At 63.9% G+C, this 17431-nt stretch carries 19 protein-coding genes; 3 read left to right on the forward strand and 16 right to left on the reverse strand.

Going from position 1 to position 17431, the window contains the following annotated elements:
* Positions 1-16: 16 nt before the first annotated feature.
* From AC5O5I_RS07785 to ccoN (AC5O5I_RS07845), 13 genes are all read right to left on the reverse strand, one after another.
* A complete protein-coding gene (locus AC5O5I_RS07785) occupies positions 17-700 on the reverse strand; it encodes a sulfite exporter TauE/SafE family protein (RefSeq protein ID WP_172231398.1) in 684 nt (227 codons plus the stop codon).
* On the reverse strand, positions 693-908 hold the full coding sequence (ccoS, locus tag AC5O5I_RS07790; protein WP_494512300.1) for a cbb3-type cytochrome oxidase assembly protein CcoS: 216 nt from the start codon (positions 906-908) through the stop codon (positions 693-695). The genes AC5O5I_RS07785 and ccoS overlap by 8 nt, the downstream gene beginning before the upstream one ends.
* On the reverse strand, positions 887-3358 hold the full coding sequence (locus tag AC5O5I_RS07795) for a heavy metal translocating P-type ATPase (protein ID WP_494512301.1): 2472 nt from the start codon (positions 3356-3358) through the stop codon (positions 887-889). Before AC5O5I_RS07795 ends, ccoS begins: the two co-directional genes overlap by 22 nt.
* Positions 3359-3509: 151 nt before the next feature.
* Positions 3510-4037: a FixH family protein gene (locus AC5O5I_RS07800; RefSeq protein ID WP_494512302.1), complete on the reverse strand. Its 528-nt coding sequence runs from the start codon at positions 4035-4037 to the stop codon at positions 3510-3512.
* A 17-nt stretch (positions 4038-4054) separates the two neighbouring features.
* Entirely contained in the window at positions 4055-5470 is a 1416-nt protein-coding gene (ccoG, locus tag AC5O5I_RS07805; RefSeq protein ID WP_494512303.1) for a cytochrome c oxidase accessory protein CcoG, read from the reverse strand.
* Positions 5471-5771: 301 nt separating this feature from the next.
* Complete coding sequence (gene ccoP, locus AC5O5I_RS07810) at positions 5772-6752, reverse strand: cytochrome-c oxidase, cbb3-type subunit III (protein WP_172231935.1); 981 nt, start codon at positions 6750-6752, stop codon at positions 5772-5774.
* A complete protein-coding gene (locus AC5O5I_RS07815) occupies positions 6749-6946 on the reverse strand; it encodes a cbb3-type cytochrome oxidase subunit 3 (protein WP_172231941.1) in 198 nt (65 codons plus the stop codon). The genes ccoP (AC5O5I_RS07810) and AC5O5I_RS07815 overlap by 4 nt, the downstream gene beginning before the upstream one ends.
* Positions 6947-6951: 5 nt before the next feature.
* The gene (gene ccoO / locus AC5O5I_RS07820; protein ID WP_003254286.1) at positions 6952-7560 is read right to left on the reverse strand and encodes a cytochrome-c oxidase, cbb3-type subunit II; all 609 of its coding nucleotides are present in this window, start codon (positions 7558-7560) and stop codon (positions 6952-6954) included.
* Entirely contained in the window at positions 7560-9002 is a 1443-nt protein-coding gene (gene ccoN, locus AC5O5I_RS07825) for a cytochrome-c oxidase, cbb3-type subunit I (protein ID WP_172286827.1), read from the reverse strand. The genes ccoO (AC5O5I_RS07820) and ccoN (AC5O5I_RS07825) overlap by 1 nt, the downstream gene beginning before the upstream one ends.
* 465 nt (positions 9003-9467) lie before the next feature.
* Positions 9468-10403, reverse strand: coding sequence for a cytochrome-c oxidase, cbb3-type subunit III (gene ccoP, locus AC5O5I_RS07830; RefSeq protein ID WP_172232485.1), 936 nt, complete (start codon positions 10401-10403; stop codon positions 9468-9470).
* On the reverse strand, positions 10400-10600 hold the full coding sequence (locus AC5O5I_RS07835; RefSeq protein ID WP_494512304.1) for a cbb3-type cytochrome oxidase subunit 3: 201 nt from the start codon (positions 10598-10600) through the stop codon (positions 10400-10402). Before AC5O5I_RS07835 ends, ccoP (AC5O5I_RS07830) begins: the two co-directional genes overlap by 4 nt.
* 5 nt (positions 10601-10605) lie before the next feature.
* The gene (gene ccoO, locus AC5O5I_RS07840; RefSeq protein WP_172232491.1) at positions 10606-11214 is read right to left on the reverse strand and encodes a cytochrome-c oxidase, cbb3-type subunit II; all 609 of its coding nucleotides are present in this window, start codon (positions 11212-11214) and stop codon (positions 10606-10608) included.
* A gap of 13 nt (positions 11215-11227) precedes the next feature.
* The gene (gene ccoN / locus AC5O5I_RS07845) at positions 11228-12652 is read right to left on the reverse strand and encodes a cytochrome-c oxidase, cbb3-type subunit I (protein ID WP_172229182.1); all 1425 of its coding nucleotides are present in this window, start codon (positions 12650-12652) and stop codon (positions 11228-11230) included.
* Between the two features lie 50 nt (positions 12653-12702).
* On the opposite strand from ccoN (AC5O5I_RS07845), the gene AC5O5I_RS07850 reads away from it, so the two are divergent.
* Positions 12703-13398, forward strand: a complete 696-nt coding sequence (locus tag AC5O5I_RS07850) for an alpha/beta family hydrolase (RefSeq protein WP_256678515.1) — start codon at positions 12703-12705, stop codon at positions 13396-13398.
* Between the two features lie 141 nt (positions 13399-13539).
* Here AC5O5I_RS07850 and ppnP read toward each other — a convergent pair whose 3' ends face one another.
* Both ppnP and AC5O5I_RS07860 read right to left on the reverse strand, forming a co-directional pair.
* On the reverse strand, positions 13540-13824 hold the full coding sequence (gene ppnP / locus AC5O5I_RS07855) for a pyrimidine/purine nucleoside phosphorylase (protein ID WP_043203870.1): 285 nt from the start codon (positions 13822-13824) through the stop codon (positions 13540-13542).
* A 76-nt stretch (positions 13825-13900) separates the two neighbouring features.
* Positions 13901-14452, reverse strand: coding sequence for a 3'-5' exonuclease (locus tag AC5O5I_RS07860; RefSeq protein ID WP_494512305.1), 552 nt, complete (start codon positions 14450-14452; stop codon positions 13901-13903).
* 193 nt (positions 14453-14645) lie between these two features.
* Here AC5O5I_RS07860 and AC5O5I_RS07865 point away from each other — a divergent pair, with 193 nt between their 5' ends.
* Positions 14646-15446, forward strand: coding sequence for a substrate-binding periplasmic protein (locus tag AC5O5I_RS07865; RefSeq protein ID WP_494512306.1), 801 nt, complete (start codon positions 14646-14648; stop codon positions 15444-15446).
* A 63-nt stretch (positions 15447-15509) separates the two neighbouring features.
* Positions 15510-16523, forward strand: coding sequence for a GNAT family N-acetyltransferase (locus AC5O5I_RS07870; protein ID WP_494512307.1), 1014 nt, complete (start codon positions 15510-15512; stop codon positions 16521-16523).
* 145 nt (positions 16524-16668) lie between these two features.
* Here the strand turns inward: AC5O5I_RS07870 and AC5O5I_RS07875 are convergent, their stop codons facing one another.
* Positions 16669-17199, reverse strand: a complete 531-nt coding sequence (locus tag AC5O5I_RS07875) for an RNA polymerase factor sigma-70 (RefSeq protein ID WP_012273397.1) — start codon at positions 17197-17199, stop codon at positions 16669-16671.
* Positions 17200-17431: the final 232 nt, after the last annotated feature.

Raw genomic sequence — 17431 nt, forward strand, 5'->3', positions numbered from 1 at the left:
CTTTGTGCTGCCCCTTTCAATGCCCCATCAGCCAATGCTGGTGCGGGCCGGGCAGGGTCCATACCCCGAACAGGATCACCAGCACACCGCCGGCAACGCGCACACTGCGCCGTTTCAACAACCTGTTGACCTGCTCCGCCGCCAGACCCGTGGCCAGCAACACCGGCCAGGTTCCCAGCCCGAACGCCAGCATCAGCGCTGCGCTATGGCCAGCATTGCCCTGGCTGGCCGCCCACAGCAGGGTGCTGTACACCAGCCCGCACGGCAACCACCCCCACAAGGCCCCGAGCAGCAACGCGCGGGGCAGGCTGGATACCGGCAGCAAGCGCGACGCCACCGGCTGGACATGCCGCCACAGCCCACGGCCCAGTGCTTCGATACGGGTCAACCCGCTCCACCAGCCGGCCAGGTACAGCCCCATGGCAATCAGCAGCAGCGCTGCCAGCACCCGCAGCGCCAGCGCCGCCGGGCTGCTGGCCACGGCCCAGCCGGCCAGGCCCAGCAACAGGCCGGCACTGGCATAGCTCAGCACACGCCCAAGGTTGTACGCCAGCAGCAGGCGCAGGCGCCGACCGCGTTGCTCGGGCGGGATGGCCAGGGTCAGCGCGCCCATCAGGCCGCCGCACATGCCCAGGCAGTGGCCGCCGCCGAGCAGACCGAGGATCAAAGCCGAGCCGAGCAGGGGAAGCAGGTCAGGCACGGGGTGGTGGTTCCTTGTCGGCGTCAGCCGGGGCGTCGTCAGCGTTCACTGCCGCCTGGTGGCGCGGGTCCTGGTCGTCGAACAGGATGCTGTGGGCAGGGCCTTCGAGGTCGTCGTACTGGCCGCTGTCCACCGCCCAGAAGAAGATGTACACGGCCACGCCGACCAGCAGCAGGGCCGCGGGGATCATGACATAGAGGGCGGGCATGGCGACTTCCTCGCGGGCAAGTGGGTTGCAGGTGTCGGCAAGCCCGATGCCGGCATGCGGGTCAGGCGCAGGGCATTGAGCACCACGATCAGCGAGCTGATCGACATGCCGATGGCGGCCCATACCGGGGTGATCCAGCCGAGCGCGGCAAACGGCAGCATCAGGCCATTATACAGGGTCGCCCAGAGCAGATTCTCGAGGATGTTGCGGCGGGTGCGGCGGGCCAGTTCGAAGGCCTGCACCAGCGCCTGCAGGCGGTTGGACAGCAGCACGGCATCGGCGCTGGTCTTGGCCAGGTCGGTGGCGCTGCCCATGGCGATGCTGATGTCGGCAGCGGCCAGCACGGGTACGTCGTTGACCCCGTCGCCCAGCATCAGCACCTTGCACCCGGCCGCTTGCAGTGCCTTCAGGCGGTCCAGCTTGTCGTCCGGACGCAGGCCGCCAATAGCTTCGTCAATGCCCAGTTGCGCGGCCACTTCAGCGACCATCGGTGAGCTGTCGCCCGACAACAGCAACGTGCGCCAGCCACGGGCCTTGCAGGCGGCCAGCAGGGCCGGGGCATCGTCGCGCAGGCGGTCGTCCAGGCCGAACCAGGCCAGCGGCCCCTGGCGGTCGCCCAGTAGCAGCCACTGGCCGCGAGGCTCTGGCACGCCGGGGATTTCTGCGCCGCTCAGGGCGCAGACGAAGGTGGCCTGGCCAATGCGCAGGCGCTGGCCTTCGACCAGCCCTTCCAGGCCCAGGCCGGGCATGGTCTGCACGTCGTCGGCCGGTGTGGCGGTGCGGCCGAAGGCGCGGGCGATGGGGTGCTCGGAGCGGTTTTCCAGGGCTGCCGCCAGGGCCAGGCAGCGGTCGGCAGCCAGGTTGCCGAGCGGGCGAATGCTGCGCAGGGTCAGGCGGCCTTCGGTCAGCGTACCGGTCTTGTCGAAAATCACGGTATCGATCTGGCTCAAGCCTTCCAGCACATGCCCGCGGGTGATCAGCAGGCCGAGCTTGTGCAGGGTGCCGGTGGCTGCCGTCAGCGCCGTTGGCGTGGCCAGCGACAGGGCGCACGGGCAGGTCGCTACCAGCATGGCCAGGACAATCCAGAACGCCCGTGAAGGGTCGTGGTGCCACCACCACAGGCCGATGGCCGCGGCCGCCAGCAGCGAGAACAACAGGAACCACTGCGAGGCCCGGTCGGCGATTTCCGCCAGGCGTGGTTTTTCGGTCTGGGCCCGCTCCAGCAGGCGAACGATGGCCGACAGCCGCGAATCATGGCCGAGGGCTTCGACTTCCACGTTGAGGGTGCTCTCGACGTTCAGTGTGCCGCCAGTGACCCGTTCGCCAACCCGGCGCGGTTGCGGCAGGTATTCCCCGGTCAGCAGCGATTCGTCGACGCTGGAGCGGCCTTCGACGATGCGCCCGTCGGCGGGGATGACTGCACCCGGCAGCACCTGCACCGTGTCACCGCAGTGCAGCTCGCTGAGCAGGATGCGCTCGCTGCGGCCAATGGCGTCCAGGCGCAGGCAGGAAGCCGGCAGCAGGTTGACCAGCTGCGCGGTGGCCGCGGCAGTGCGTTCGCGGGCGCGGCGTTCCAGGTAGCGGCCGGTCAGCAGGAACAGCGCAAACATGCCCACGGTGTCGAAATACAGCTCGCCGCTGCCGGTGATTGCGGTCCAGATACCTGCACCGAACGCCAGGGCGATGGCCAACGATACCGACACGTCCATGGTCAGGTGGCGGGTGCGCAGGTCGCGCGCTGCACCCTTGAAGAACGGCGCACAGCTGTAGAACACGATGGGGATGGTGAGAAACAGCGCCACCCAACGCAGGATGGTGTGCAATTCGGGCGACAGGTCGATGTTGAATTCCGGCCAGGTGGCCATGGTCGCCATCATCGCCTGGAACCACAGCAGCCCGGCCACGCCCAGCCGGCGCAGGGCGCTGCGGTTTTCCCGGGCCAGCTGCTCGGCAGCCTGGTCCGGCTGGTACGGGTGGGCGGCGTAGCCGATCTGGCGCAGCTCGGCGAGCAGGCGTGACAGCGGCAGCTGCTGGTCGTCCCAGCTCAGCAGCAGGCGGTGGTTGGACAGGTTGAGGCGGGCTTCGGCGACGGCAGGCAGATTGCGCAGGTGCTTTTCGATCAGCCAGCCGCAGGCGGCGCAGCTGATGCCTTCGACCAGCAGGGTGGTTTCGGCCAGCTGGCCCTGGTGGCGGACGAAGCTTTGTTGCACGTCGCTGCGGTCGTACAGGGCCAGTTCGTCCTGCAACTGCCTGGGCAGGGCTTCGGGGTTGGCGCTGTTGTCGCTGCGGTGCTGGTAATAGTGCTCCAGGCCGCCGGCAACGATCGACTCGGCAACTGCCTGGCAGCCGGGGCAGCAGAACTGCCTGGGTTGGCCGAGGACCACGGCGCTGAAGCGGTTGCCGGCCGGGACGGGCAGGGCGCAGTGGTAGCAGGGGGTGGGTTGGGTCATCACATCATTGCCTTGCACATAGCGCGGGCCGGTCACAGTACCAGTGGGAGCGGGTTCACCCGCGAATGCGTCAGCTCAGGTAATGATGGGCTCAGGTCTGACGCATTCGCGGGTAAACCCGCTCCCACAGGGATTGGCGGCGGTGATTTGGTTAATGGTGCTCGGCGCCCTGGATGGCTTCGTCACCCAGTTCCAAGGTCACGCCATGCTCGACCTTTTCCTCCTCGAACAAGCGCCACACCTGGCCACCTTCGCTACCCAGCAGTTCCACAAAGCGGCGCCCGTCGACCTCATCCTCCAGCTGCCCCACGTAACGCCCGGCCTCGACCCGGCTCAGCAGTACCTTGCGGTCCTTCTGCGGCTGGGTCGGCGAAATCAGGTTCAGTTCCAGGCTCTGCGGGTCGCTGTTGCCGGCCAGGCGCAGGTCCACTTCGCCGGTCAGCTCGTCCAGGTGTACGCTGGCTTTCAGGTTCAGGTTCTGCGCCAGCAGTTCACGGTCCAGCGAGCGGTTGATGCCCCTGCCTGCCTCGTAGTAGTTGTCGTTCACCAGGTTGTCCGGGTTGCTCACGGCGATGCTGACCATGGTCAGGCTCAGGCACACCGAGGTGGTGAGGATGCCAATGATGATCCAGGGCCAGAGGTGCTTGTACCAGGGGCTGGTAGCGGTGGCGGCAGGCATTGTGCGATATCTCTCTGTTAGCGGATCTGTGGGCCGATGAAGCGGCTCTTGGCTTCAACCTGGGCGTCGCTGTCGTCGGCGCTCTTGAGGATGAAGGTGATTTCGTTGGTGGTCGACGGCAGTTTTTCAGGGGCTACCGACAGCTGCACCGGCAGGCTGACGATGTCACCGGCGGCGACGCGGATCTCGCGCTGGCCTTCCAGCTTGAGGTCCGGCAGGCCGGCGGCCTCCAGCACGTAGACGTGGTCGCGCTGGTCCTTGTTCATCACCTTCAGGCTGTACACGTTCTCGATTCGGCCCTGGGCATTCTCACGGTACAGCACGCGGTCCTTGCTGACGTCGAAGCCGACCAGCGAGCGGGTGGCGAAGGCAGTGGCCAGGCCGATCATCATCACCAGCAGCACGGCGGCATAGCCGATCAGGCGCGGGCGCAGCATGTGGGTCTTCTGCCCGGACAGGTTGTGCTCGGTGGTATAGCTGATCAGGCCTTTGGGGTAGTTCATCTTGTCCATGATGCTGTCGCAGGCGTCGATGCAGGCGGCGCAGCCGATGCACTCGATCTGCAGGCCATCACGGATGTCGATGCCGGTAGGGCAGACTTGCACGCACATCGTGCAGTCGATGCAGTCGCCCAGGCCCTGGGCTTTGTAGTCGGCGTCTTTTTTGCGCGGGCCACGGGTTTCGCCACGGCGCGGGTCGTAGGAAACGATCAGCGTGTCCTTGTCGAACATCACGCTCTGGAAGCGTGCATACGGGCACATGTAAACGCACACCTGTTCGCGCAGCCATCCGGCGTTGCCGTAGGTGGCGAGGGTGAAGAAACCGACCCAGAAGTAGGCCCAGCCGTCGGCCTGGCCGGTGAAGAATTCGATGACCAGTTCACGGATCGGCGAGAAGTAGCCGACGAAGGTCATGCCGGTGACAAAGCCGATCAGCAGCCACAGGCTGTGCTTGGCGAACTTGCGCAGGAACTTGTTGCCGCTCATGGGCGACTTGTCCAGTTTCATGCGCTGGTTGCGATCGCCTTCGGTGACCTTTTCGCACCACATGAAGATCCACGTCCACACGCTTTGCGGGCAGGTGTAGCCGCACCACACGCGCCCGGCATAGACAGTGACGAAGAACAGGCCGAAGGCGGCGACGATGAGGATGCCCGAGAGCAGGATGAAGTCCTGTGGCCAAATGGTGGCGCCGAAGATGTAGAACTTGCGTTCGGGCAGGTTCCACCACACGGCCTGGTGCCCGCCCCAGCTCAGCCAGACGGTGCCGAAGTACAGCAGGAACAGCAGCGCCCCGCCAACCATGCGCAGGCGGCGGAATACGCCGGTGAAGGCGCGGGTGTAGATTTTCTCGCGGGAGGCGTAGAGGTCGACGGAATCCTTCCCTTTGTTGGCAGGCGGGGTTACATCATGTACCGGAATTTGCTTGCTCATCATCAAGTCCCACGGCAGTGGAGAAACGCCGCGGCCAGTGCGTGCCGGCCGCAGTCTCGCGCAATCTGCTAGCGCTCTGCGGTCCATGATACGCCGCTGGTGGCGGTATGGGACCTCGCTGCGACCTTTAGTCGCGTTGGGTTTGGGGTGTGAAACGTGTTATGGCAGGTGTCAATTGATCCAGGTCATTTGCCTGCAAGAAATGCTGTGCCAGTACCGGCTTCTTCGCGGCTAAAGCCGCTCCCACAGCGATTGCATTATCCTGTGGGAGCGGCTTTAGCCGCGAAAGGGCCAGGCCTGCCTACTCAGCCTTGGCCTGTTCCTGGTCCTTGTGCGAGAGGCTGTACACGTAAGCCGCCAGCAAATGCACCTTGTCGTTACCCTGCATCTGCTCCTGGGCCGGCATCTGCCCCTGACGGCCATAGCGAATGGTCTGCTGCAGTTGCGCAAAGCTCGACCCATAGATGAACGCCTGCGGGTGGGTCAGGTTCGGTGCGCCCATGGCCGGCGTGCCCTTGCCCTCCGGCCCGTGGCAGGCCACGCAGTTGGCTGCGAAGATCTTCTGCCCGTTCTCGGCATCGGCCTTCGCGCCCTCTGGCAGGGTACGGCCATCGAGCTTGCTGACCACGAACGCAGCCACGTCGGCCACGCCCTGGTCACCGATCACCTCGGCCCAGCCCGGCATCACGCCGTGGCGGCCGCCCATGATGGTGGTCTTGATGGTTTCCGGCTCGCCGCCCCAGCGCCAGTCGTTGTCGGTCAGGTTGGGGAAGCCGAAGGCACCCTTGGCGTCGGAACCGTGGCAGACCGAGCAGTTGGAGGCGAACAGCCGCGCGCCCATTTTCAGCGCCTGCGGGTCCTTGGCCACCTCTTCGATGGGCATGGCGGCAAACTTGGCGAAGATCGGCCCGAAGCGTGCGTCGGCCTTGGCCATTTCCTTTTCCCACTCGTGCACGCCGGTCCAGCCCGGCTGGCCGTTGGAAAACTCGGTCTGCTTCTCGCTGTCCAGGTACGAATAGCCCGGCAGGATGCCTTTCCAGTTGCCCAGGCCCGGGTATAGCACCAGGTAGCCGAGGGCGAAGATGATGGTGCCGACGAACAGCCAGAACCACCATTTCGGCAGCGGGTTGTCGTATTCCTCGATGCCGTCGAAGGCGTGCCCCACGGTTTCATCGGTCACCTCCTCGCGCTGGCCCTTGCGGGTCGACAGCAACAGCCAGGTCAGCGCGAAGATGGTGCCCAGGGTCAGGACGGTAACGTACAGACTCCAGAAGGTTGTCATTGTTTTTTGCTCCCAGAAGCTTTTGCGTGCTCGTGCTCAACGTGGCGGCTGGCATCGGGGTCATCTGCGAAGGGCAGCTGGGTCGCTTCGTCGAAGTCCTTTTTACGCCGCGGGTTGAACACCCACAGCGCCAGGCCCACGAAGGCCACCATCACCACCACGGTGCCCAGGCCGCGAATCATCCCGATATCCATCAGCGTCACCGTTTGCTCTTGATGATGGTGCCAAGACCCTGCAGGTACGCAACGATGGCGTCCATTTCAGTCTTGCCCTTGACCGCGTCACGCGCGCCGGCGATGTCGGCGTCGGTGTACGGGGTGCCGAGTGTGCGCAGCACTTCCATCTTCTTCGCGGTGTCCTTGCCGTCGAGCTTGTTCTCGACCAGCCAGGGGTAGGACGGCATCTTCGATTCCGGTACCACGTTGCGCGGGTTGTACAGGTGCGCACGGTGCCAGTCATCGGAGTAGCGGCCACCGACCCGGGCCAGGTCCGGCCCGGTTCGCTTGGAGCCCCACAGGAACGGGTGGTCCCACACGCTCTCGCCAGCCACCGAGTAGTGGCCGTAGCGTTCGGTTTCGGCGCGGAACGGGCGGATCATCTGCGAGTGGCAGCCCACGCAGCCCTCGCGGATGTAGATGTCGCGGCCTTCCAGCTCCAGCGCGGTGCGCGGCTTCATGCCTTCCACCGGCTTGTTGGTCACATCCTGGAAAAACAGCGGGACGATCTGGGTCAGGCCACCGACGCTCACGGCGATGACCATGAAGAAGGCCAGCAGGCCTATGTTCTTCTCGACGGCTTCATGCTTCATCAGTGCGCTCCCACGACAACAATCTTGGCGGCTTCCTCAGCCTCTACCGGGTTGGCGGCACGTACGGTACGGAACACGTTGTAGGCCATCAGCAGCATGCCGCTGGCGAAGAACGCACCGCCCAGCGCGCGGACGATATAGCCCGGGTGGCTGGCCTGCAGGGCTTCGACGAAGGAGTAGGTGAGGGTGCCGTCATCGTTGATGGCGCGCCACATCAGGCCTTGGGTGATGCCGTTGACCCACATCGAGGCGATGTACAGCACGGTACCGATGGTGGCCAGCCAGAAGTGCGCGTTGATCAGGCCGACGCTGTGCATCTGCTCGCGGCCATACAGGCGCGGGATCATGTGGTACACGGCACCGATGGAGATCATCGCCACCCAGCCGAGGGCGCCGGCGTGCACGTGGCCGATGGTCCAGTCGGTGTAGTGCGACAGCGAGTTGACGGTCTTGATGGCCATCATCGGGCCTTCGAAGGTGGACATGCCGTAGAACGCCAGCGACACCACCAGGAAGCGCAGGATCGGGTCGGTGCGCAGTTTGTGCCAGGCGCCGGACAACGTCATCATGCCGTTGATCATGCCGCCCCAGCTTGGCGCCAGCAGGATGATCGACATCACCATGCCCAGCGACTGCGCCCAGTCAGGCAGGGCGGTGTAGTGCAGGTGGTGCGGGCCGGCCCAGATGTACAGAGTGATCAGCGCCCAGAAGTGCACGATCGACAGGCGATACGAGTAGATCGGCCGCTCGGCCTGTTTGGGCACGAAGTAGTACATCATCCCCAGGAAACCGGTGGTCAGGAAGAAGCCCACCGCGTTGTGGCCGTACCACCACTGGATCATCGCGTCGGTGGCGCCGGCGTAGGCCGAATATGACTTGAACAGGCTTACCGGCAGCGAGATGTGGTTGACGATGTGCAGCATCGCGGTGACCACGATGAAGGCACCGTAGAACCAGTTGCCGACATAGATGTGCTTGGTCTTGCGCTTGACGATGGTGCCGAAGAACACCAGCCCGTAGGTGACCCAGACGATGGCCAGCAGGATTGCCAGCGGCCATTCGAGCTCGGCGTATTCCTTGGTGGTGGTGTAGCCCATCGGCAGGGTGATCAGTGCGCCGACGATCACTGCCTGCCAGCCCCAGAAGGTGAAGGCGGCCATGCTGTCGGAGATCAGCCGGGTCTGGCAGGTGCGCTGCACCACGTAGTAGCTGGTGCCGAACAGCGCACAGCCGCCGAAGGCGAAGATCACCAGGTTGGTGTGCAGCGGGCGCAGGCGGCCGAAGCTGGTCCAGGGCAGGTCCAGGTTCAGTTGCGGCCACACCAGCTGCGAGGCGATGAAGACGCCGAGGCCCATGCCAAGGATCCCCCAGACCACCGTCATGATGGCGAACTGGCGGACGACCTTATAGTTATAAGCAGTCGGACTGATTGCTGTGCTCATTCTAAGGTTCCACGGTTTTGATGTTCTTGTTGGTCGAAAAATCGGCGCCAGTATTGATAACCACCGCGGTTACCGCAACGCAACTTTGGTACGCCGACCCGTGTCCGGGCCCGTTCACTGATGTCCCGCAGCGATCGGGTCTGAACGATTGTACACAAATAAATATTTGTAATGTGTACCGTTTTTCATATTTTTCTGATCGATCGGTCAGGCTTTTATCGGGGCGGCGACAGGCCATGCGCCGCGTCTGCGTCGGCCCTTTTGGAGCGACGCCCGCTGAGGCAACAAGCTTAGTTGTGTTCGGAGGGGGTGCAAGGGAGGGTATGTGGCGGGCAAGAGCGGGGACCGCTTTGCGACCCTATCGCCGGCAAGCCAGCTCCCACAGGATTTCACAACGCTGAAGTCTTGCGCTGTACCTGTGGGAGCTGGCTTGCCGGCGATGGGCTGCAAAGCAGCCCCCGGGTGTTACTGGGCGGTGAGGTTTTCAGGCTCCTGCGAGAGGCTGTACACATAAGCCGCCAACAGATGCACCTTGTCATTACCCTGGATCTCGGCCTGCGCCGGCATCTGCCCCTGGCGGCCATAGCGAATGGTCTGCTGCAGCTGCGCAAAGCTCGAACCATAGATGAACGCCTGCGGATGAGTCAGGTCCGGCGCCCCCATGGCCGCTGTACCTTTCCCTTCAGGCCCGTGGCAGGCCACGCAGTTGGCGGCGAAAACCTCCTTGCCCTTGGCCGCGTCGGCCTTGATCCCTTCCGGCAGGCTGCGGCCATCGAGGTTGGTCAGCACGAACGCAGCCACATCCGCCACGCCCTGCTCGCCGATCACTTGCGCCCAGGCCGGCATCACACCGTGGCGGCCGTTCATGATCGAAGCCTTGATGGTTTCCGGCTCGCCACCCCAACGCCAGTCCTTGTCGGTGAGGTTGGGGAAGCCATAGGCACCCTTGGCGTCCGAGCCATGGCACACCGAGCAGTTCGATGCGAACAGGCGCCCGCCCATCTTCAGCGCTTGCGGGTCCTTGGCCACTTCCTCGACTGGCATGGCGGCGTACCTGGCGAAGATCGGGCCGAACCTGGCATCCGCCTTGTCCATTTCCTTTTGCCATTCGTTGACGCCGGTCCAGCCGTTTTCATAGCCCGGCAGGATACCTTTCCAGTTGCCCAGGCCCGGGTAGAGGATCAGGTAGCCGACCGAGAACACCAGGGTGCCGACGAACAGCCAGAACCACCACTTGGGCAGCGGGTTGTCGTATTCCTCGATGCCGTCAAAGCTGTGGCCCATGGTCTGGTCGGTGGTGTTGTTGCTCTGGCCCTTGCGGGTCGACAGCAACAGCCAGGTCAGGCCGATCAGGCTGCCGATGGTCAGTACGCTGATGTACGTACTCCAGAAGGTGGTCATTGCCCATTACTCCTAACGGCAGGCTTGGCAGGTTCCTGCCCGGCAGCGGGCAGGCGGTCGTCGTCGAAGGGCAGCAGGCGCGCTTCGGCGAAATCACGGTCGCGGCGGCGGTTGAATACCCACAGGCTGAGGCCGATGAAGGCGATCATCACCACCAGGGTGCCCAGCCCGCGGATCATGCCGATGTCCATTTCCATCGCAGTCACCTCTTGTTCTTGATCGCGGTGCCGAGCACCTGCAGGTAGGCGACCAGGGCATCCATCTCGGTCTTGCCCTTGACCGCCTCGCGGGCCCCGGCAATGTCTTCGTCGGTGTACGGCACGCCGAGGGTGCGCAGGGTGCGCATCTTGGTGTCGGTGTGGCTGTTGTCGACCTGCTCGGCCACCAGCCACGGGTACGACGGCATCTTCGACTCCGGTACCACGTTGCGCGGGTTGTACAGGTGCGCGCGGTGCCAGTCGTCCGAGTAGCGGCCACCGACCCTGGCCAGGTCCGGCCCGGTGCGTTTGGAGCCCCACAGGAACGGGTGGTCCCACACGCTCTCGCCGGCCACCGAGTAGTGGCCGTAGCGTTCGGTTTCGGCGCGGAACGGGCGGATCATCTGCGAGTGGCAGCCCACGCAGCCTTCGCGGATGTAGATGTCGCGGCCTTCCAGTTGCAGCGCCGTGTAGGGCTTCATGCCCTCCACCGGCTTGTTGGTCACATCCTGGAAGAACAGCGGGACGATCTGGGTCAGGCCGCCGATACTGACGGCGAACACCATCAGCAGGGCAAGCAGGCCGACGTTTTTCTCGATGACTTCATGTTTCATCAGGCAGGTCTCCTCAAGCCAGCTGGGCGTTCGCAGGGGCGATATCGAGCGCCGGCGAACGGACGGTGCGCCAGGTGTTCCAGGCCATCAGGAACATGCCGCTGAGGAAGATCGCGCCGCCGACGAAGCGCACCACGAAGCCTGGGTGGCTGGCCACCAGGGTTTCCACGAACGAGTAGGTGAGCGTGCCGTCACTGTTGACCGCACGCCACATCAGGCCCTGGGCGATGCCGTTGACCCACATCGAGGCGATGTACAGCACAGTGCCGATGGTAGCCAGCCAGAAGTGCGCGTTGATCAGGCCGAGGCTGTGCATGCGTTCTTTGCCGAACACTTTCGGGATGGTGTGGTACAGCGCGCCGATCGAGATCATCGCCACCCAGCCGAGCGCGCCGGCGTGCACGTGGCCGATGGTCCAGTCGGTGTAGTGAGACAGGGCGTTGACCGTCTTGATGGCCATCATCGGCCCTTCGAAGGTGGACATGCCGTAGAACGCCAGCGACACCACCAGGAAGCGCAAGATCGGGTCGCTGCGCAGTTTGTGCCAGGCACCCGACAAGGTCATCATGCCGTTGATCATGCCGCCCCAGCTGGGTGCCAGCAGGATCAGCGACATCACCATGCCCAGCGACTGCGCCCAGTCGGGCAGGGCGGTGTAGTGCAGGTGGTGCGGGCCGGCCCAGATGTACAGGGTGATCAGCGCCCAGAAGTGCACGATCGACAAGCGATAGGAATACACCGGGCGTTCGGCCTGCTTGGGCACGTAGTAGTACATCATCCCCAGGAAGCCCGCGGTCAGGAAGAAGCCCACGGCGTTGTGGCCGTACCACCATTGCACCATGGCGTCGGTGGCGCCGGCATACACCGAATACGACTTGGTCAGGCTGACCGGCAGTTCCAGGTTGTTGACCAGATGCAGCAACGCCACAGTCAGGATAAAGGCGCCGAAGAACCAGTTACCCACGTAGATGTGCTTGGTGTTGCGCTTCATCAGCGTGCCGAAGAACACGATGGCATAGCAGACCCAGACAATGGTGATCAGGATGTCGATCGGCCATTCCAGCTCGGCGTACTCCTTGGAGCTGGTGTAGCCCAGTGGCAGGCTGATGGCCGCCAGCACGATCACCAGTTGCCAGCCCCAGAAGGTGAACGCCGCCAACCTGGGCGAAAACAGGGTGGTCTGGCAGGTGCGTTGCACCGAATAATAGGAGGTGGCGAACAGTGCGCAGCCGCCGAAGGCGAAGATCACCGCATTGGTATGCAGGGGCCGCAGGCGGCCGAAGCTGGTCCAGGGGAGGTCGAAGTTGAGGGAAGGCCAGGCGAGCTGGGCGGCGATGAAGACGCCGAGCCCCATCCCGACGATTCCCCACACCACCGTCATGATGGCGAATTGGCGGACCACCTTGTAGTTATAGGCGGTACTGCTGGTTGTGTTCATGTATGGGTTCCCATCCACGGTTATTTGGCAGGCTTTACAGCGAGGCAAGCATGATTAATGGGCAAAGTGCCGGTATTGACGGGGATCAATGGGCGAAGGTCGCAAATGTCCCAGGCTTGCGCTGCGATCCTGCCCAGGTGCAGGGCAAAGACGGCTACAAGGGCTGCCTGATCCTGGCCCACGGCGCCGGTGCGCCGATGGACAGCGGGTTCATGGAAGAAATGGCGCAAAGGCTTGCGGCACTTGGGGTAGCGGTAGTGCGCTTCGAGTTTCCGTACATGGCCGAGCGCAGGGTTGGCGGCGGCAAGCGGCCGCCGAATCCGCAAAAGGTTTTGCTGGAATGCTGGCGCGAGGTGTACCGGCAGGTGCGACCTTTGGTCGCGGGCAAGCTTGCCGTGGGCGGCAAGTCCATGGGCGGGCGCATGGCCAGCCTGGTGGCTGACGAATTGGGTGCGGATGCGCTGGTGTGCCTGGGCTACCCGTTCTATGCGGTGGGCAAACCGGAGAAGCCACGGGTCGAGCACCTGGCCGATCTGAAGACGCCGACGTTGATCGTGCAGGGCGAGCGGGATGCGCTGGGCAATCGCGAGGCGGTGGCGGGGTATGTGTTGTCGCCGGCGATCGAGGTGTGCTGGCTAGTGGCGGGGGACCATGACCTGAAGCCGTTGAAGGCGTCGGGGTTCAGTCATGAGCAGCATATGCAGGCGGCCGCCGAAAAAGTAGCAGATTTCCTGGTTGGCAGATGATTTGCAGGAGCGGCCTTGTGTCGCGAAAGGGCTGCGAAGCAGCCCCAGGATCCAAGCTTCGCAACCCGAGTTGCTGGGGCCGCGTTGCGGCCCTTTCGCGACACAAGGCCGCTCCTACAACGAGCGTGCCGATAGCAATGCTTAGTCGCGGTACTCGCACAGGTAAGCGGTATCCACTGCCACTTTCAGCTGGAACTTGCTGTCGGCAGCCACGTTGAACTTGTCGCCAGCCTTGAAGGTTTCCCAGTTGTCGCTACCCGGCAGCTTCACGGTCAGCGCACCCGATACCACGTGCATGATCTCGCGCTTGGCGGTACCGAATTCGTACTCGCCCGGGGCCATGACGCCCACGGTGGCCGGGCCTTCTTCGCCCGCGAATGCGATCGACTTGACGGTGCCGTTGAAGTACTCGTTGACCTGGAACATGGGCGACTCCTGAATAGAGGGAGATGAAAAAAGGGCTGGCCAGTATGCCCAAGCCCATCCGCCCCGTCATCCGCTTTCAGGTGCCATTTGGAGGCAGGGTCGAAGGCAGTAACCGCGCCGTGTTGCGCGCATCTTCCAGGGCCCGGTGCTGCTGCCCGCAAAAGTGCATGCCGGCCAGTTGCAGGGCACCATTGAGCCCGGTGGGGCGCTGCAGGTGGCGGGCCTTGGCAAAGCGTTGCTTGAGGTTGATATGGGGCAGGCTGCGCAGCAGGCTGTCGAGCCCCTGCTGCTGCCATTCCTGATGCAACTGCTGGCGGTCGTAGTCGCCCCAACTGACCCAGCCCTGAAGCTGCCCGCGATAATGCCCGAGCCAGCGCTCGAAGCTCGCCCACACCTCGCGAAACGGCACGGCGCTGTCCACGTCGGCCTGGCTGATGTGGGTCAGCTCGCGGCAGAACGGGGTCAGCTGCGGCCGCCGCCGCGGCCGCACGAAGCGCTGGAAGTGGTCGACTTCGCGGCCTTCGCGGGTCACAAGGCTTGCGCCGATTTCAATGATTTCCATCTCTGTGACCGGCCACCCACCCTCGTCGGTGGTGGCTTCCAGGTCAATCACCAACCACTGGCCCATAGCAGGCTCCCTTGCAGATCCTGCTAGAGCGTAGCCAAACTCGGGGCATCCGGCACCCTATGGCATTTTGCCGTCTGCCTTGGCATAAAGAGCGGCATGAAGAGTGGCAAAGATCAGGCATCAGCAGTTGTGCCCTCCCCGGAAAACGCCTAGCTTAGGCGGACCCAGGCATGATCCGTTACGAGTGTCCGTCTTGACTCCAGCGCCCGGCCTCAAGGCCTTGTCCACCCTGATGCTGCTGGCCATGTTCTGGCTGGCGGGGCCGGCATGGGCTGGTGCAGCGGTCGAGGTCAAGATCGGCGCGGCGCATTTCCCGCCTTACACGGTGCGCCCGGAACAGGGGGCCGACACCGGCCTGCTGCCGCAACTGATCGACGCGCTGAACCGCGCTCAGCAGCACTACCATTTTGTACTGGTGCCGACGTCCATCCAGCGGCGCTTTGGTGACTTCCAGCAAGGCCGCACCGACATGGCTATCTTCGAAAACCCGCAATGGGGCTGGCAAACGATTGCCCACCAGACCGTGGACATGGGCCTGGAAGACGCCGAAGTATTCGTTGCCCGCCAGGCCAACGGCCGTGACCCGCGTTACTTCGACGAGCTGCGCGGCAAGCGCCTGGCCCTTTTCAACGGCTATCACTATGCGTTCGCCGGCTTCAAGTCCGACCCGGACTACCTGCGCAAAACCTACAGCGCGACCCTGACCTACTCACACGACAGCAACCTGCTGATGGTGCAGGCAGGCCGTGCGGATATCGCGCTGGTCACCCGTTCCTACCTCAGCGACTTTCTGGCGCGCAACCCGGCCAGCCAGGCGCAGCTGGTGCCGTCGCAGCGTATCGACCAGGTCTATCACCACTACGCCTTGCTGCGCCCGGGCGCGCCGATTGGCGAGCAGTCGTTCGCCGAGCTGCTGCGGGGCCTGCGCGACAGCGGTGAGCTGGCGCGCATCTTCGCGCCCTATCGCATCACGGTCACGGCACCCAAGGAGTAAATTCCGGCGCGCCGGCCTCGTTCCCAGCAGTGAGCCTTTTCTTCATTTTAGTGAGTCGAGCCCATGCCCTTCGATGCCGCTTCGCAGCCCCAATCACCGCCTCGCTGGCGCAGCCTCAGTGCCGAGGAGGGCGATAGCGTGTTGAGCTTGTCGCTTGAAGGCCGCCCGCTGATCCAGTTGCGGCTGGAGGCGGGTGCCACCCTGCATGTTCACCTTGAGCGCCTGTGCCCCGAGCGCCCCTATCAAGCCTTGTGGGCTGCCTGCTACTGGCTGTTGTCCCGCGACACAGCCTGCCAGCGCCTGGCCTGGCACCTGCCCGAGGCGCTGCCGCAAGCGTTGGCCAGTGGCCTGCTGCTGATCGCTGAACGGCCGGGTGAGTACCTGTGCGAGCGGTCGCTGTTCTGGCAGTTGCCGCAGCCTTGGCTGGGCGAGGCGGCGGCCGCGGTGTACCCGCAGCAGATGCAGCTCGGCAACGGCAAGCGCCACCCGCGCCGCGCGCCCAAACCGCGTGGCGAAGTGTACCGGCGTTTCGATGCACGGCTGGGGAGCTGGGTGTCGCTGCGCACCCTGGAGATCGAGCACGATCTGGAGCGTTTCAACCGCTGGCAGAACAACCCGCGGGTAGAAGCGTTCTGGCAGGAGGGTGGCTCGCTTGCCCAGCACCATGAGTACCTGAGCAAGCTTGAAGTGGACCCGCATACGCTGACGCTGATCGGCTGCTTCGATGATGAGCCGTTCGCCTATTTCGAGGCGTATTGGGCCAAGGAAGACCGCATCGCGCCGTTCTATCCGGCCGACGACTACGACCGTGGCATTCACATGCTGGTTGGGGAGGAGAGCCATCGCGGTCCGCACAAGGTGGCCAGCTGGCTCTCGGCGCTGGTGCACTACCTGTTCCTGGATGACCCGCGTACCCAGCGGGTGGTGGCCGAGCCGCGCGCCGACAACGGCAAGATGATCGGCTACATGCAGGATCAGTGTTTCCATTGCGACAAGGAATTCGACTTCCCGCACAAGCGGGCGGCGCTGATGATTCTCGGGCGGGAGCGGTTTTTCGACCGCTGCAAACTGGCTTGAGGGCCATGGGGCCGCTTTGCGGCCCATCGCAGGCAAGCCAGCTCCCGCAGGGATGGCGCATGGCTTGAAGTTGATGCGGTCGATGTGGGAGCTGGCTTGCCGGCGATGGGCTGCGTAGCAGCCCCATGGACGCGAACCTGAAGACTCAAGCCTGCCGGTTGGCCGTCTTGCGGCAATGCACCAGGGCATCGCGAATCATGAAGTTGACCAGCGTCGGCGACACGCCCAACTCCTTGGCGATGTCCTTCTGCGGCACGCCATGCAGGCGGTACATCTCGAAGGCATAGCGGGTGCGCTGCGGTAGCTCGTTCAAGGCTTCGGCAATGTCGTCCAGTGCGGCAAGGTTGATGTGCGTGGCTTCGGGCGATGCGTTCTGGATGACCACGTTCAGGCCTTCCTCCTCGGTGCCGGAGTACTTCAGCTCCATCGCCTGCTTGCGGTAGTGGTCGATCGCCAGGTTGCGCACGATCTGGAACAGGTAGCTGAGCTGCGCCTTGAACGACGAGGTGATCTGCGGGGCGGCGCTGAGCCTGAAGAACGCATCCTGCACCACATCTTCGGCGCGTGAGCGGCAGCCGGTAATGCGTGCAGCGATCTTGACCAGGATGCTGCGGTTGTCGACGAAGGCCTGGAGTAATGGTGAATCGCACTTACTTGTGGATAGTTGTTCCGCCATGGAAATCACCTTGTCACAGAGGGGAAAGGACGCACCCGTTTTTGGGAAGCTTCCTACGACGTGCGACAAACTATTCAGAATGATAATGATTGTCAAATACGAAACGTAATTAGTATCTGTATCTTTCGGTTCTAAGGGCAGCCCTCTTAAGGCATGCCCCCACAACCCCCAAAACCCCAACCCCCCGCTAATTTCTCCCCCCGCCCATCCGTTCCCCTGTGTACATCCCCGG

This window comes from Pseudomonas sp. 9_2_1 (assembly GCF_059295275.1).